The 15,230-nt window shown below is 70.6% G+C and carries 13 protein-coding genes and 1 pseudogene; 11 read left to right on the forward strand and 3 right to left on the reverse strand.

Annotated elements, in window-relative coordinates; genetic code table 11:
* Positions 1 to 57: 57 nt before the first annotated feature.
* Positions 58 to 1,026, reverse strand: a complete 969-nt coding sequence (locus OG381_RS17930; RefSeq protein ID WP_327722774.1) for a hypothetical protein — start codon at positions 1,024 to 1,026, stop codon at positions 58 to 60.
* A gap of 1,518 nt (positions 1,027 to 2,544) precedes the next feature.
* Positions 2,545 to 3,213 (reverse strand): annotated as a pseudogene (locus OG381_RS17935) (serine/threonine-protein kinase); the annotation flags it as partial.
* A 241-nt stretch (positions 3,214 to 3,454) separates the two neighbouring features.
* Here OG381_RS17935 and OG381_RS17940 point away from each other — a divergent pair.
* Complete coding sequence (locus OG381_RS17940; RefSeq protein ID WP_327717094.1) at positions 3,455 to 4,168, forward strand: LPXTG cell wall anchor domain-containing protein; 714 nt, start codon at positions 3,455 to 3,457, stop codon at positions 4,166 to 4,168.
* A 59-nt stretch (positions 4,169 to 4,227) separates the two neighbouring features.
* The gene (locus OG381_RS17945) at positions 4,228 to 5,592 is read left to right on the forward strand and encodes an FAD-binding oxidoreductase (protein ID WP_327717095.1); all 1,365 of its coding nucleotides are present in this window, start codon (positions 4,228 to 4,230) and stop codon (positions 5,590 to 5,592) included.
* On the opposite strand, the gene OG381_RS17950 is transcribed toward OG381_RS17945, so the two are convergent.
* A complete protein-coding gene (locus tag OG381_RS17950) occupies positions 5,582 to 6,160 on the reverse strand; it encodes a biotin transporter BioY (RefSeq protein ID WP_327717096.1) in 579 nt (192 codons plus the stop codon). The genes OG381_RS17945 and OG381_RS17950 overlap by 11 nt on opposite strands.
* Positions 6,161 to 6,432: 272 nt before the next feature.
* Here OG381_RS17950 and OG381_RS49655 point away from each other — a divergent pair, with 272 nt between their 5' ends.
* The 9 genes from OG381_RS49655 (at position 6,433) to OG381_RS17990 (ending at position 15,211) form a co-directional block, all read left to right on the forward strand.
* The gene (locus OG381_RS49655) at positions 6,433 to 6,519 is read left to right on the forward strand and encodes a putative leader peptide (RefSeq protein WP_353694792.1); all 87 of its coding nucleotides are present in this window, start codon (positions 6,433 to 6,435) and stop codon (positions 6,517 to 6,519) included.
* A gap of 66 nt (positions 6,520 to 6,585) precedes the next feature.
* On the forward strand, positions 6,586 to 7,776 hold the full coding sequence (locus OG381_RS17955; protein ID WP_327717097.1) for an ROK family protein: 1,191 nt from the start codon (positions 6,586 to 6,588) through the stop codon (positions 7,774 to 7,776).
* A gap of 180 nt (positions 7,777 to 7,956) precedes the next feature.
* Complete coding sequence (locus OG381_RS17960) at positions 7,957 to 9,024, forward strand: ABC transporter substrate-binding protein (protein WP_327717098.1); 1,068 nt, start codon at positions 7,957 to 7,959, stop codon at positions 9,022 to 9,024.
* Positions 9,021 to 9,872, forward strand: coding sequence for an ABC transporter permease (locus OG381_RS17965; RefSeq protein WP_327717099.1), 852 nt, complete (start codon positions 9,021 to 9,023; stop codon positions 9,870 to 9,872). The genes OG381_RS17960 and OG381_RS17965 overlap by 4 nt, the downstream gene beginning before the upstream one ends.
* On the forward strand, positions 9,848 to 10,573 hold the full coding sequence (locus tag OG381_RS17970) for an ABC transporter ATP-binding protein (protein ID WP_327717100.1): 726 nt from the start codon (positions 9,848 to 9,850) through the stop codon (positions 10,571 to 10,573). Before OG381_RS17965 ends, OG381_RS17970 begins: the two co-directional genes overlap by 25 nt.
* A 158-nt stretch (positions 10,574 to 10,731) precedes the next feature.
* Complete coding sequence (locus OG381_RS17975) at positions 10,732 to 12,063, forward strand: LLM class flavin-dependent oxidoreductase (RefSeq protein ID WP_327717101.1); 1,332 nt, start codon at positions 10,732 to 10,734, stop codon at positions 12,061 to 12,063.
* A gap of 11 nt (positions 12,064 to 12,074) precedes the next feature.
* Positions 12,075 to 12,965 (forward strand): TauD/TfdA dioxygenase family protein, encoded by an 891-nt coding sequence (locus OG381_RS17980; RefSeq protein ID WP_327717102.1) that lies wholly within the window; start codon positions 12,075 to 12,077, stop codon positions 12,963 to 12,965.
* Positions 12,966 to 13,077: 112 nt separating this feature from the next.
* On the forward strand, positions 13,078 to 14,460 hold the full coding sequence (locus tag OG381_RS17985; RefSeq protein WP_327717103.1) for an amino acid permease: 1,383 nt from the start codon (positions 13,078 to 13,080) through the stop codon (positions 14,458 to 14,460).
* A 109-nt stretch (positions 14,461 to 14,569) separates the two neighbouring features.
* Entirely contained in the window at positions 14,570 to 15,211 is a 642-nt protein-coding gene (locus tag OG381_RS17990) for a superoxide dismutase (protein ID WP_327717104.1), read from the forward strand.
* Positions 15,212 to 15,230: the final 19 nt, after the last annotated feature.

Here is a 15,230-nt window from a genome sequence, read left to right on the forward strand (position 1 = left end):
AGGCTTGAGGATCATGAGAAAAGGGGCCCCTTGCGAGGGGCCCCTTTTCTCATGCCGTCAAAGGATCGTGAAGCTGTCCGTGACCTTGTCGTACGTCTTCACCGCCTGGTTCTCGATGTCGGGCTGGTACCAGGTGTTGATCTGGTACGACTTGCCGTCCGCGTTGAAACCGAGCAACTGGGCGTGCCACTTGGTGCCCTTGAGCGTGAAGGTGTACTCCCAGACGACCGCCGGGTAGTCGCGGAACGTCGTCTCCTCCAGCCGGATCTTCTGGTAGTCCTCGCCCTGGTGGGCGTTCTGCTCCGAGGTCTGCCAGGTCTCCATCAGATCGCCGCGGGCCAGCGAGGACTTGGCGACGAGTTCCTGTCTGCCGTCCGGCGATGTGTAGTGGACCTCCGCGCCCGTCTTCAGGTCCCTGCGCCAGCCCTCCGGGGTCGCCCAGGCGAACCCGCCCGCCTCCCGGTGCGCGCCCGGCGGCAGGCTCTGCGGGCGGGACGTGCCCTCGACGGTGGGCGACGGTGTCCCGGAGACGGTCGAGGAGGGGGTCCGTGAGCTGTCCGCCTGATTCCCGCCGGGTGAGCCGGAGTTCATCAGGAGCACGACGGCGACGACCGCACCGGCGGTGACCATGGCCGCGGCGGCGAGGAGTCCGGTACGGCGGTGCGGGTGCGGGTGCCGCCGGCCGCTCGGGCGGGCGGGTCCGGGCAGCTCGCCGGGCTCCATCCCGAGAGGCGGCTCGTGCACCGGCCGCCTCTCGGTGGCCGCCTCGGACCGGTTGAGTGATACGGGGGTTTCGGAACGGACCTCGGAACTCCTGGACGCGGCCGCTTCCGTGGAGGCGTTGCCGGCGTTGAGGGCGGGGCGCTGAGTCCGCGCGGGTGCGGTGCGCCGCTGCGGGATCGCGTCGTGCACGGAATCGGGTTCCGGCTCGGAGCGCCGGGGGTCGGGAGCCATGGGGACGCGAGAGGCGTCCAGGTAGGCGGGCGTGGGTGATTCGTGCGGGGCCCAGGGGAGTTGGGAGGTCACACGGTCAGGGACCGACGTCCGCGGGGTGCCCGCGGAGGGCAACGACGACTCGGCTCCGGCCCCACCGTCCGGTTCACCCCCGAAGCCGGACTCACGCCCCGACCCGGACTCCGGCCCAGCGGACCGACGCGCCGACTCCGGCGCGTGAGAACCACCCGTCACTTCCGGCCCGACCTCACCGAGGCCATCCCACCCAGACTCGGGCAAGTCCCCCGGCTCGACCGCGTACTCCGGCCCACCGGGCCAACCCACTGCTTCCGACCCGACCCCACCCAGGCGCCCTCGCCCGGGCCGGGGGACTCGGCCGGGGCCGGGCGCGTATTCCGGACCGGCGGGCCAATCCGCCCGCTCCGGCGCGTGCGAACCACCCGTCGCTTCTGGACCGACCTCGCCCAGGCCATCCCACCCAGACTCAGGCGAATCCCCCGGCCCGGCCACGCGCTCCGGCCCACCGGGCCAACCCACTGCTTCCGACCCGACCCCACCCGGGCGCCCTCGCCCGGACCCCGCCAAGTCCCCGGGACCGGGCGCGTATTCCGGACCAGCGGGCCAATCCGCCGGCTCCGGCGCGTGAGCACCCGTCGCTTCCGGCCCGACCTCACCGAGGCCATCCCACCCAGACTCAGGCGAATCCCCCGGCCCGACCGCGTACTCCGGCCCACCGGGCCAACCCACTGCTTCCGACCCGACCCCACCCGGGCGCCCGGACCCCGCCAAGTCCCCGGGGCCGGGCGCGTATTCCGGGCCAGCAGGCCAATTCGCCGACTCCGGCGCGTGAGAACCACCCGTCACTTCGGAGCCGACCCCGCCCAGGCGGTCCTGGCCGGGCTCGGACGGGTCCACCGGCTCCGGCGCGTGAGGGCTACCCGTCGCTTCCGGCCCCACCCCGCCCAGGCGATCCCGCCCAGACTCAGGCAGGTCCCCCGGCCCGGCCGAGCGTTCCGGCCCAGCGGGCCGATCCGCTGACTCCGTCCCGACCCCGCCCAGGCGCTCTCGCCCGGACCCGGCCGAGTCCCCCGGCCCGGGCGCGTATTCCGGACCGGCGGGCCAATCCGCCCGCTCCGGCGCGTGCGAACCACCCGTCGCTTCCGGCCCCACCCCGCCCAGGCCGTCCCGCCCAGATTCGGCCGCCATGTGCCCCGGACCAGCGGGCCAGTCCGCCTGCTCTGGCGCGTGCGAACCATCCGTCACTTCCGGGCCGACCCCGCCCAGGTGGTTCCGGTCGGGGTCGGGCAAGTCCTTCGGGTCGGCCGTGTGCTCTGGGTCGGCGGGCCGGCCCGTCGATTTCGGTGCGTGGGGGCCGGGTGGGGCTCCCGGCCAGGTCTCTGCCAGGTGGTCTCGGGCGTCGGGGTGCGGTTGGGGGGTGGGAGGCGGTGGGGGGTGGGGCGTCTCCTGGGGTTGTGGTGTTCTCGTTACCCGCACTGTCGGGGTGGGCGGGGGGAAGGCCACCGGTCGGAGGGCGGTTTCCAGGTCGTCCAGGCCGGGGCGGACGTCGGGGTCCTTTTCCAGGAGGGCGGCGAGGATGTCGCGCAACGGGCCCGCCGCGGTGGGGAGTTCGGGCTCCTCGTAGAGGACCGCGTGGAGCGTGGCGAGTGTGGTGTCGCGGGAGAACGGGGAGTGGCCGCCCATCGCCGCGCAGAGTGTCGCGCCGAGGGACCAGATGTCGGACGGCGGGCCCTGGGGGCGGCCGGAGATGCGCTCGGGGGCCATGTAGTCGGGTGAGCCGACCAGCATGCCGACCATCGTCAGCGCCTTCGCGTCCTGGATCGCCGCGATGCCGAAGTCCGTGAGGACCACGCGCTGTCCGTTCCGCTCCACCAGGACGTTGCCCGGCTTGATGTCCCGGTGCAGGACGCCACGGGCGTGCACCTGACGCAGTGCCGTCACCAGGCCGACGCCGATACGGGCCGCCGCCAGGGGGCCGAGCGGGCCGTCCTCCGCGATCATGCGTTCCAGGGAGCGGCCGGCGACCAACTCCATGACGATCCACAGCCGTTCGCCCTCGTCGACGACGTCATAGATCCGTACGACATTGGGGTGGTCGATCCGCGCCGTGGCCCGGGCCTCGCGCAGCGTGCGTTCCCGGCGGGTGCGCGCGTCCTCGGCGTCGAGGCCGTCTATGCGCATCTCCTTGACCGCGACCTCCCGGTCGAGCATCTCGTCGGCGGCTCGCCACACCCGCCCCATTCCCCCCTGCCCGATGCTCTCGACCAGGCGATAACGTCCCGTCACCAATATCCCGGGAGCCCCACCGCTCCTCGTGTTTCCCGTATTCCCCGGCAATCCGTCACACCCCCCTCAACCACGCACCGGCCAACGCCTACTTCAACACAATGGTCACACTTCACGCCGTACCAGCATAGTGCGGAGAAATCTTGTGGTAGCTCTTCAAGTACTGCGAATTCAGGCGCAGCCAAGGGGGACGAACATGAGTTCTCGTCGCATGACGACCATCGCGGGATCGCTGGTCACGGCATCTTTTTCGGCCGTGCTGATCCTTTCCACCGCCGCCGGCGCGGACGAGGGACCCGGAAGCAGCAAGGGGGGAAAGGCCGTCGACGAGGCACCGGCGGGCGTGAAGCTGACCACGCTGCTGCCCGAACAGATCTCGGTCGACAACAGTTCCGAAAAGACCGACCTCACCGCCACGGTGAAGAACGAAGGGACCAAGGACAGCGGAAAGATCCGGCTTTTGGTCGTCGGCTTCGACGGCCTGACGGTCAATAACGTTCAAGGGTGCTCCTCGATTGCCGAAAGCGATCTGCCGGAGGGCTCGAACAGCGGTTTCTCCTGCCCGATCGACAATCTCGCGGCCGGTAAGTCGAAGTCGTACGCCGTGGACGCGACTTTCGATCTCGGAAAGACCGGCAAGATCTGTCTGCCGGTGCAGACCGGCGACGGGAAGAAGACGTTCTGGCAGCAGGGCCCGGTTCCGTTCGGTACGACGAACCCGTCGCCGAACGCCCCGGCCACCCCGCTGCTGCTCGGCACCGACAACCAGCCCGTGGGGCCGGGCGGCGACAAGGAGCTGCCCCAGACCGGTCCCGCCCGTGACCTGCTCCCGCTGGGGGCGGGGGGCGCGGCACTGCTGACGGCCGGTGCGGCCGGGTTGTGGTGGTCGACGCGGCGCCGGGAGGCCTGACCGACGACGGAGGCATAACCTGACGGAAGCTGTCAGGTTATGCCTCCAGCATGGGGTGCATGAACAGCCACACAGCAGAGGAACTCAGCGGGTTCCAGACCGGGTTCACCGTGCGCCCCGCCCATGTCGTCGCCGCCGCCTCGGCCGACGACGTCATCGCCGCGGTGCGCCACGCCGCCGCCGAGCGGCTGCCGGTGACCGTCCAGGCCACGGGGCACGGACTGCGGGGCCCGGTGGAGGGCGGCGTACTCGTCTCGACACGGGCCATGGACCGGGTGAGCGTCGACCCCGTCGAACGCACCGCCCGCGTCCAGGCCGGGGTCCGCTGGAGCCAGGTCGTCGAAGCCGCCGCACCTCACGGGCTCGCCCCGCTCAACGGCTCCGCGCCGGGCGTCGGTGCCGTGTCGTACACGCTGGGCGGCGGACTCGGCATCCTGGCGCGGGAGTTCGGGTACGCGGCCGACCACGTCCGCTCTCTCGACGTCGTCACCGCGGACGGCCGGCTGCGGCAGGTGACCCGGCAGTCCGCGCCCGACCTGTACTGGGCGCTGCTCGGCGCCGGGCACGGTTTCGGTGTCGTCACCGAGCTGGAGATCGGTCTCGTCCCCGTGCGGACGCTGTACGGCGGCTCGCTCGCCTTCGACGGGCGCCAGGTCGACCCGGAGGCCGCGCTGCGGGCGTACGAGGCGTGGACGCGGACCGTACCGGAGGGGCTGACCTCGTCCTTCGCGGCCGTACCGTATCCGGACCTGCCGACGCTGCCGCCGCATCTGCGCGGACGGTACGTCCTGTCCGTACGGGTCGCGTACACGGGCGCCGACGGGGAGCGGCTCGTCGCCCCGCTGCGGGAGATCGGGCCGGTACTCGCCGACTCACTGCGGGAGATGCCGTACACCGAGAGCCACACCATCCACAGCGACCCGGACTTCCCGCACACGTACTACGGGGACAGTGCGGTGCTGAGCGAGCTGGATGTCTCGCGGGCCGCCGAGGTGCTCAGGCGTACCGGGCCGGGCGCCGGTGCCATGGTCGTCGTACAGATCAACCATCTCGGCGGGGCGCTCGGCCGGCCCGCCCCGAACTCCGTGCCGTGGCGCGAAGGGCGGTTCCTGGTACGGCTGTTGGCCATGAGCGACCGGGAAAAGGCGCGGGCGATCCTGGACCCGGCTTTCGCGCTGCTCGACGGCCCTGGTGAACTCCGGGACGGTACGGGGCACCGTAAGGGGCGCGGAGAACGAGCCCCGTACCCAGCGGAGCGCTCGGCACCGGTCACGCTCGGGCGGGCGGTCAACTTCGCGTTCGGGGCCGGGGACCGGAGCGAGGGCTTCTACGACGCCGTGACGCGCGAGAGGCTCGCCGGGCTGAAGTCGCGGTACGACCCAGCGAGCCTCTTCCCTGACCACGTCAGCGGTTTCAGCGGTTGACGAACTTCCAGGTCGTGGGCAGCAGGCCCATCGCCAGGGCCGCCTTGAGGGCGTCGCCGATCAGGAACGGGGTGAGGCCGGCCGCGATGGCGGCGGAGGCGGACATGCCGGTGGCGAGGGCCAGGTACGGGACGCCGACGGCGTAGATGATCGCCTCACCGAGGAGCATCGCGCCCGCCGTGCGCCACACGGAGCGGTCGGCGCCGCGACGGGCCAGGGCGCCGACGACGGTGGAGGCGAGGATCATGCCGAGGATGTAGCCGAAGGAGGGAGCCGAGCCGCCGGAGGTGGCGCCCGCGAACCACGGCACGCCCGCGATGCCCGCGAGCGCGTACAGCGCGAGGGAGAGGAAGCCGCGGCCCGCGCCCAGCGTCGTGCCGACGAGCAGCGCGGCGAAGGTCTGGCCGGTCACCGGCACCGGGGAGCCCGGCACGGGCACCGAGAGCTGGGCGGCGAGGCCGGTGAGCGCGGCGCCGCCGAGCACGAGCGCGACGTCCCGGACACGGGAGGCCGGAAGCAGGTCGGCGAGGACTTGGCCGGGGCGGGAAAGGGCGACGGCGGTGCTCATGGGGACTCCGCGAGGGTATGAACGGCGAGGGACATCGCGACGCTATCCCGGCACCCTCGCGCCGATCACCGTCAGCGCTCGACAAAGGCGGGAGCCACGACTTGGTGGGCTCCAGACAAAGGGTGGTGGTTACACCGGGTAGGACGTGACACCGGTCACTGAGGCCGGGACGTTTCACTCACGTGACGAGTGTGAACGGCGTCTGTAGGGTCCCACCAAACAGGGCATCGCACTCTGGCCGGATCCGCCCGAACACCCCTACCCTTCGAGCCATGGTTGCCCAGGCCCTCACCCTCACGTCGCGTCGCCATGTCGACCTGCGGCGAGTGAGCGCGGCCGCCTGTCGCCGCCCCGGGTGAGGCGGCTCCGGCGCGCCTCCCCTCCGAGACGGCGCAGTGTCGGAACCGCTCCCGAGGATGATCGCCATGCCCACCGCCCTTGCCTCCCCCATCTCGCGCGCCGCCGACGCCAACCGGCGGCGCACCAGCGCCAGTGTCGTGCTGCGGTCCGTGCTGGAGCACGGGCCGGTGGCGCGCTCCACCATCGCCCGGCTCACCGGGCTCTCCCCCGCCTCGGTCACCGACTACTGCGCCCGGTTCGCCGGGCTCGGTCTGATCCGGGACGCGGCCGTGCCCCGGCGGTCGAACGGTGTGGGGCGGCCCCATGTGCCGGTCGACCTGGACTCCTCGCGTTTCGTCATGGGCGGCGTCCATGTGGCGGTGCCCCACACCACCGTCGCGCTGCTCGATCTGCGGGGACGCGTGGTGGCCTCGCGGGAGCTCAAGCACGAGGGCGTCACCGAGCCGGGGCGGGTGCTGGCGCGGGCCGCCGACGGGCTGGGCGCACTGCTGGCCGCGGCGCCGGGGCGCCGGCCGCTCGGCATCGGCTTCGCGGCCGGCGGCTGGGTGGACCAGGAGGCCGGGACCGTCGTCGAGCACCAGCTGCTGGGCTGGCGGGACGTGCCGGTGCGGGAGCTGATCGAGGCGCGCACCGGGCTGCCGGTCCATGTGGACGGGCACGCGCGGGCGTTGGTCAACGCGGAGCGGCTGTTCGGGCGGGCGCGCGGCAGCCGGAGCGTGCTGCACCTGTTCGTCGGCAACGTCGTCGACGCCGCGTTCGCCACCAACGACGAGGTGCATCACGGGCCGCGTTCGCAGGCCGGCGCGATCGCCCATCTGCCGCTCGACGGCGGCACCCAGCGGTGCGAGTGCGGGCGGGTCGGCTGCCTCCAGGTCGAGCTCAGCGAGCGGACGCTGTGCGAGCGGGCACGGGCGGCGGGCGTCATGGCCGGGGTGAACCCGATGCGTCTCGTGAAGGAGGCGGCGGGCGGGGATCCGGTGGCCGCGCGGCTGCTGGTGGAGCGCTCGCGGATGACGGGGCGGGCGGCCGGGCTGCTTCTCGACATCCTCAACCCGGAGACCGTCGTCGTCACCGAGGTCGGCGCGATCCACCGGGAGGACTGCCTGTCCGCGCTGCGCGAGGAGGTGGGACCCGAGCGGGCGGCGGCCGTGATCCCGACGAGTTTCCCGGATTCCGTGCTGGCGGTGGCCGGCGGTTCGGTGGCCCTCGACATGCTCTACCGGGATCCACTGGCCGTGTCACCTCAGCGGAATTAATTCAGAAACTCCGAATATTGACACGGGTTCCGCACAACCGGGAGCATCTTGTTCATGAGCCCTCACCTGCACTGTCGCGCCTTCTGTTGCTGACACGTTGCCCCGTGTGACGCGCTCATTTCTGCCGCGTGAATTTATTTCCCCGCGCTTTTCTCATGCACCAGTTCAGGGAGTCCTCCCATGCCTTTTTCCCGTACGTCCGGCATAGACCGGCGACTGTTCCTGACCTCACTCGTGGGCGCCGCGGCCGGTGTCGCCGGGCTCAGCGGCTGCGCCGAGTCCAGCGCCGCCACCGGCGACAAGGGCGCCTCGACCGCCCCGCTCGCCGACAAGGTCCCGGCCGGCACCGGCCTGAAGGTGTCCTCCTTCTCGAACACCCAACAACTCCAGTTCAAGCTCGCCAAGTTGGGCGAGTTGCCTTTCAAGGTGTCGAGCTGGGTGAATGTCGCCGCCGGCCCCGATGTCATCAACGCCTTCCGCGCCAAGTCCCTGGACCTCGCCAACAATGCGGGAATTCCGCCGATCCAGGCGCACTACCAGGGCTTCGACGCGAAGATCGTCGCGATCAACATCACCCGGAAGCCGAATTACGTCTTCGCCACCAAGCCCGGGAGCGACATCCGTTCCGTCGAGGACTTCCGGGGGAGGAAACTCGCCTTCTCGCAGGGCCAGGCCCAAGGTGTCGTACTGCTGCGGGCGTTGAAGAAGGCCGGGCTGAAGTACGACGAGGTGAAGCTGGTCCCGCTGACCAGCAACCAGTTCCTCACCGCCCTGCAGTCGGGCCAGGTGGACATCGCCCCGCTGGGCAACACCCAGTCGCCCGCCTACATCTCGCAGTACGGGTCCAAGGGCGCCCGGCTCGTCACGACGGACGTCGTCGACCTGCTCAACCTGCTGTGGGCACCGGCCGCCGTGCTGAACGACAAGGCGAAGGCGGCCGCGGTCGCCGCCTACATCCCCTTCTGGGCCAAGGGCCAGGTCTGGGCGTACGAGAACCCCGACATCTGGAACGAGGAGTTCTACGTCAAGACGCAGAACCTGACCCTCGCACAGGCGCAGAGCATCACCGAACTCGCCAACAAGCCGCTGTTCTCTCCGAGTTGGGACGAGGCGATCCGCTGGGAGCAGGAGACCGCCGATCTGCTGGCGGAAGGCGGGTTCGTGAAGAAGTTCGACGTGTCCTCGCTCTTCGACCACCGCTTCGAGGGCATCGCCGCGAAGTCCGTATCAGAGGAGTACCGGAAATGAGTGCTGTGACCACGACGGCGACGGCGACGGCACCGGTCGTCGCGGAACCCTCGAAAGCGGTACGACGGAAGCGGCGGGGCCTCTCCCCCGGCCGCCGCCTGCCGGCCAGCCGGCTCATCGGCCCCGCCCTCCTGCTCGCCCTGTGGGCCGCCGCCTCCGCCGCGGGACGGCTGGACCCGGCCGCGATCCCGGCGCCCTGGACGGTGGTGGAGACCGGCGCCCATCTGTGGACGGACGGCACCCTGCCGGGCGACATCCTCACCTCGCTCCAGCGCGCGGCCTCCGGGTTCGCGATCGGTCTCGTCGCCGGGGTCGCCCTCGCGCTGGCGGCCGGGCTGAGCCGGGTCGGGGAGGCGCTCATCGACGGGTCGGTGAACCTCAACCGGGCGATCCCGACCCTCGGGCTGATCCCGCTGTTCATCCTCTGGCTGGGCATCGGCGAGACCTTCAAGATCGCCATCATCGCGATCGTCGTCTACATCCCGATCTATCTGAACACCCACGCCGCGCTGTCCGGCATCGACAGCCGGTTCGTCGAACTCGCCGAGGTGCAGGGGCTCAACCGCTACCAGTTCATACGGCAGATCGTCATCCCCGGCGCACTGCCCGGATTCTTCGTGGGACTCCGGCTCGGTGTCACCGGCTCCTGGCTCGGCCTCGTCGTCCTCGAGCAGATCAACGCCACCAGCGGACTCGGCTACATGATGTTCCAGGCCCAGAACTACGGCCAGTCGGACGTCATCCTCGTCGGACTCGTCGTCTACGGCATCTTCGGACTCGCCTCCGACAGCACGGTCCGCTTCATCGAACGGAGGGTGCTGTCATGGCGACGCACACTGAGCAACTGACCCGGCCGGCCGTCCGACTCCGGGGGCTGACCCGGTCGTTCGACGGGCGGGTCGTCCTCGACGGGATCGACCTCGACATTCCCGCCGGGCAGTTCGTCGCCCTGCTCGGGCACAGCGGGTCCGGCAAGAGCACGCTGCTGCGGGCGATCGCGGGGCTCGACCACGAGGTCGTCGGGAGCGGTCAGCTTGCGGCGCCCGAGCGGGTGTCGGTCGTCTTCCAGGACTCGCGGCTGCTGCCGTGGCGCCGGGTCCTGGACAACGTACTGCTGGGGACGGACGGCGAGGACAAGGGGCGGGCGGCTCTCGAGGAAGTCGGGCTGAAGGGGCGGGAGCGGGCCTGGCCCAATGAGTTGTCCGGGGGTGAGGCTCAGCGGGCGGCGCTGGCGCGGTCGTTGGTGCGGGAGCCGGAGTTGTTGCTGGCCGATGAGCCGTTCGGGGCGTTGGACGCGCTGACGCGGATCAGGATGCATGCGCTGCTGCGGGAGTTGTGGGAGCGGCATCGGCCGTCGGTGCTGCTGGTCACGCATGACGTGGATGAGGCGATCGTGCTGGCGGATCGGGTGCTGGTGCTGGAGGAGGGCCGGGTCGGGGTCGATCTGGCGATCGAGCGGCCTCATCCGCGGTCGTATCGGGATCCGTTGCTCGGGGAGTACCGGGAGCGGTTGCTTGCGGCGTTGGGGGTGACCGAGGACGTGGGGTGAGCGTGGGGCCTTCTTCGCCCCCGCCGCCCCTACCCATCCCATCCCCAGGGGCTCCGCCCCTTCGACCCCGCTGGGGCTCCGCCCCAGACCCCGATCGGCCCGAAGGGCCTCGTCCTCAAACGCCGGACGGGCTGAAAAACAAAGCAAAGGACCCCCGCATGACCCGCCAGCTCCACCTCAACGCCTTTCTCATGAACACCGGGCATCACGAAGCCTCGTGGAGGTTGCCCGAGAGTGATCCGTATGCCCATGTCGAGTTGGATCACTACGTCAGGCTCGCGAAGAGTGCCGAGCGTGGCACGTTCGACTCGCTGTTTCTCGCCGATGGTCCGCAGTTGTGGGGGAACATCGCGCAGCGACCCGCGGGGGCGCTGGAGCCGCTCACGTTGCTCACCGCGCTGGCGACGGCCACCGAGCACATCGGGCTGATCGCCACGGCGTCGACGTCGTACAACTCGCCCTACAACCTGGCCCGTAAGTTCGCCTCGCTGGACATCATCAGCGGTGGCCGGGCGGGCTGGAACATCGTCACCACCGCCGGGGCGGAAGCGGCCCGGAACTTCGGGCTCGACGCCGAGCCCGCCCACGCCGAGCGGTACGCCCGTGCCGCGGAGTTCCTGGATGTCGCCCTGAAGCTCTGGGACAGCTGGGAGGACGACGCGATCGTCGGCGACAAGTCGGCCGGGGTGTGGGGGGACGACGGCAAGATCCATCCGCCCCGGCACCAGGGGACGTACTTCAGTGTCGAGGGCGCCCTCAACGTGCCGCGCTCGCCCCAGGGTTATCCGCTGCTCGTGCAGGCGGGGTCGAGCGAGGACGGGAAGCGGTTCGCGGCCCGGTACGCGGAGGCGGTGTTCACCGCGCAGCAGACCCTCAAGGACGCCCAGGACTTCTACTCCGACCTCAAGGCCCGTACCGCGGCGGCCGGCCGGGACCCCGGGCACATCAAGGTGCTGCCCGGGATCGTGCCCGTCATCGGGTCCACGGAGGCCGAGGCGCGGGCGGCCGAGCAGGTCCTCGAGGACCACATCGTGTACACGCACGGCCTCGACCGGCTGGAGCGGCTGCTGCAACTGGAGCCCGGCCGACTGGAGTTGGACGCGCGGCTGCCTGCCGATCTGCCCTCCGAGGATGCCGTCGAAGGGGCCAAGAGCCGGTACACGCTCATCGTCGAGCTCGCCCGGCGGGAATCCCTCACCGTGCGGCAGCTCATCGGGCGGCTCGGCGGCGGGCGCGGGCACCTCACCTTCGCGGGGACGCCCGAGCAGGTCGCCGACGCGATCGAGCGGTGGTTCACGCTCGGTGCCGCCGACGGCTTCAACATCATGCCGGCCGTACTGCCGTCCGGCCTCGACCTCTTCGTCGACCACGTCGTCCCGATCCTGCGCGCCCGCGGTCTGCTCCGCGAGGAGTACGGACCGCGCCGGACCCTGCGGGAGCGCTACGGCCTCCCCCGCCCCGCCAACCAGTACACCGCCACCCTGGTCTGAGAGGACATCCCATGAGCATCGAGATCACCAAGGTCACCGCCCACATCGGCGCCCGGGTCTCCGGCGTCGACATCGCCAAGCCCCTCGACGAGGAGACGGTCACCGCCCTGCGCGAGGCGCTCAACGCCCACAAGGCGCTCGTCTTCGACGAGGTGGACCTGGACGACGAGGGCCAGCAGGCCTTCGCCCGCCACTTCGGCGACCTCACCACCGCCCACCCGACCGTGCCCGCCGTCGACGGCGTCCCGAACGTGCTGCCCGTGGACAGCGAGCAGGGCAGCGCCAACCACTGGCACACGGACGTCACCTTCGTCCTCAACCCGCCGCAGGCCAGCACCCTGCGCAGCATCACGCTCCCGCCGTACGGCGGCGAGACCCTGATCGCCAGCTCGGCGGCCGCCTACCGCAGCCTGCCGGAGCCGCTGCGGCAGCTGGCCGACACCCTGTGGGCCGAGCACACCAACGACTACGACTACGCGGTGCCCGCGGAGGACATCGACGAGGAGAGGGCGGCCCAGCGCGCCCGGTTCACCTCGATCAAGTACCGCACCGCCCACCCCGTGGTCCGCGTCCACCCGCTGACCGGCGAACGCGGGCTGTTCATCGGCGGGTTCGCCCAGCGGATCGTGGGCCTGTCGGTGGGTGAGTCCCGCACGCTGCTCGACCTGCTCCAGTCGTACGTGATCAGGCCGGAGCACATCCTGCGCCACCGCTGGTCCCCGAACCAGCTGGTGCTGTTCGACAACCGCATCACCCAGCACTACGCCGTCGACAACTACGACCGGCAGGCGCGCCGGCTGCACCGGGTGACCGTCGCCGGTGACATCCCCGTGGGCATCGAGGGCAAGGAGAGTTACTCGGTGGAGGGCGACGCGTCGCACTACACGAGCGTGGCGGCGTAGTCACGATCCGTGCCGGACGCGTCCGGATACTGGGCGGCCTCTCCCTCCGACCGGGGAGGCCGCCCAGACTGTGGGCGTTTTTGCCGTCTCACGCACTGGACGAATCGCGCCCATGCCCAGCACCACCTCCGTCGGGGCTTCACAAGAGCCGGACGTCTCCCTCTCCCACGGCCTCAAGCAGCGCCATCTGTCGATGATCGCCCTCGGCGGTGTCATCGGCGCGGGCTTGTTCGTGGGCTCCGGCGCGGGTATCGCCGCCGCCGGTCCCTCGATCGTCGTCGCCTATGTCCTGTCCGGCCTCCTCGTGATGCTGGTGATGCGGATGCTCGGCGAGATGTCGGCCGCGTACCCCTCCTCGGGCTCGTTCTCCGCGCACGCCGAGCGGGCGATCGGGCCCTGGGCCGGCTTCACCGCCGGATGGTCCTTCTGGATCCTGCTCTGCACGGCCGTGGGTCTGGAGGGCATCGGCGCGGCGAAGATCGTGACGGGGTGGCTGCCGGGGACGCCGGAGTGGGCCTGGGTGGCCCTGTTCATGGTGGTCTTCTGCGCGGCCAACCTCGCCGCGGTGAAGAACTTCGGTGAGTTCGAGTTCTGGTTCGCGGCGCTGAAGGTGGGTGCGATCGGTCTGTTCCTGGTGCTGGGCGTCCTGGCGATCGCGGGTGTGCTTCCGGGTACGGACTCGCCGGGTGGGTCGAACCTCTCCGACTTCCTGCCGAACGGCGGCGAGGGGCTGGTCATCGGCATCCTCGCCTCCGTCTTCGCGTACGGCGGTCTGGAGACGGTCACCATCGCGGCGGCGGAGTCGGAGGACCCGGTCAAGGGGGTGGCGAGCGCGGTCCGTACGGCGATGTGGCGCATCGCGCTCTTCTACATCGGCTCGATGGCGGTCATCGTCACGCTGGTCCCCTGGGACTCGGCCGCGGTCGTCGAGAAGGGCCCGTACGTCGCCGCCCTCGACTCGCTCGGCATCCCCGGTGCCGGCGAGCTGATGAACGTGGTCGTCCTCGTGGCGCTGCTCTCCGCGATGAACGCCAACATCTACGGCTCCTCGCGCATCGCCTACTCCCTGGTCGCGCGCGGCCAGGGCCCGAAGGCACTGGGCAGGGTGTCGTCGGGGGTCCCCCGTGTCGCGGTCCTGGTCTCCTGCGTCTTCGGCTTCGTCTGTGTGCTGCTCAGCTACTGGCGTCCGGACGACGTCTTCTCCTGGCTCCTCAACATGATCGGCGGGGTGATCCTGGTCGTCTGGGGCTTCATCGCGGTCTCCCAGCTGCGGCTGCGGGGGCGGCTGGAGCGCAAGGCACCGGAGCGGCTGACCGTGCGGATGTGGGCGTTCCCGGTGCTGACGTGGGTCGCCATGGCGGGGATGGCGGGGATCTTCGTGCTGATGGCCCGGGAGGCGGACACGCGGGTGCAGCTGTACTTCACGGGCGGGATGACGGTGGTGCTGGCGGCGGTCGGCTACGCCTGGCAGCGCAGGCGCGCCACGGCGACCTGACCGGCCCGACCGACCGGCCGAAAGCCCCCGAGTGGATCACACCGGGGGCTTTTTGCTGTTAGCTTGTTATTGCAAGCTAGTTGCAACAATCTTTTGAGGGGACCCCTTCATGCCCGTCTACACGCTTCCTGAACTGCCCTACGACTACGCCGCGCTCGCCCCCGTGATCAGCCCCGAGATCATCGAGCTGCACCACGACAAGCACCACGCGGCGTATGTGAAGGGCGCGAACGACACGCTGGAGCAGCTGGCGGAGGCGCGGGACAAGGAGACGTGGGGGGCGATCAACGGGCTGGAGAAGAACCTGGCCTTCCATCTGTCCGGGCACATCCTGCACTCGATCTACTGGCACAACATGACCGGCGACGGCGGCGGTGAGCCGCTGGCCGTGGACGGGGTGGGCCAGCTCGCGGACGCCATCACCGAGTCGTTCGGGTCGTTCGCGAACCTCAAGGCCCAGCTGACCAAGGCGTCGGCCACGACCCAGGGTTCGGGCTGGGGCGTCCTCGCCCACGAGCCGCTCAGCGGCCGTCTCATCGTCGAGCAGGTCTACGACCACCAGGGCAACGTCGGGCAGGGCTCGGTGCCGATCCTCGTCTTCGACGCCTGGGAGCACGCCTTCTACCTGCAGTACAAGAACCAGAAGGTCGACTTCATCGAGGCGATGTGGGCCGTCGTCAACTGGCAGGACGTGGCCCGGCGTTACGAGGCCGCGAAGTCCCGGCCGGATGTGCTGCTGCTGGCGCCCTGAGGCGCGTACGAGTCGTCCT

This window comes from Streptomyces sp. NBC_00490 (assembly GCF_036013645.1).
Classification (GTDB): domain Bacteria; phylum Actinomycetota; class Actinomycetes; order Streptomycetales; family Streptomycetaceae; genus Streptomyces; species Streptomyces canus_F.

What these genes read in the sequence shown, in the direction of transcription:
- OG381_RS17990 (WP_327717104.1), top strand. Translation starts at nt 14,570, where the DNA reads ATGCCCGTCTACACGCTTCCTGAACTGCCCTACGACTACGCCGCGCTC.
- OG381_RS49655 (WP_353694792.1), top strand. Translation starts at nt 6,433, where the DNA reads ATGGTTGCCCAGGCCCTCACCCTCACGTCGCGTCGCCATGTCGACCTG.
- OG381_RS17955 (WP_327717097.1), top strand. Translation starts at nt 6,586, where the DNA reads ATGCCCACCGCCCTTGCCTCCCCCATCTCGCGCGCCGCCGACGCCAAC.
- OG381_RS17940 (WP_327717094.1), top strand. Translation starts at nt 3,455, where the DNA reads ATGAGTTCTCGTCGCATGACGACCATCGCGGGATCGCTGGTCACGGCA.
- OG381_RS17945 (WP_327717095.1), top strand. Translation starts at nt 4,228, where the DNA reads ATGAACAGCCACACAGCAGAGGAACTCAGCGGGTTCCAGACCGGGTTC.
- OG381_RS17965 (WP_327717099.1), top strand. Translation starts at nt 9,021, where the DNA reads ATGAGTGCTGTGACCACGACGGCGACGGCGACGGCACCGGTCGTCGCG.
- OG381_RS17985 (WP_327717103.1), top strand. Translation starts at nt 13,078, where the DNA reads ATGCCCAGCACCACCTCCGTCGGGGCTTCACAAGAGCCGGACGTCTCC.
- OG381_RS17970 (WP_327717100.1), top strand. Translation starts at nt 9,848, where the DNA reads ATGGCGACGCACACTGAGCAACTGACCCGGCCGGCCGTCCGACTCCGG.
- OG381_RS17960 (WP_327717098.1), top strand. Translation starts at nt 7,957, where the DNA reads ATGCCTTTTTCCCGTACGTCCGGCATAGACCGGCGACTGTTCCTGACC.
- OG381_RS17975 (WP_327717101.1), top strand. Translation starts at nt 10,732, where the DNA reads ATGACCCGCCAGCTCCACCTCAACGCCTTTCTCATGAACACCGGGCAT.
- OG381_RS17950 (WP_327717096.1), bottom strand. Translation starts at nt 6,160, where the DNA reads ATGAGCACCGCCGTCGCCCTTTCCCGCCCCGGCCAAGTCCTCGCCGAC.
- OG381_RS17980 (WP_327717102.1), top strand. Translation starts at nt 12,075, where the DNA reads ATGAGCATCGAGATCACCAAGGTCACCGCCCACATCGGCGCCCGGGTC.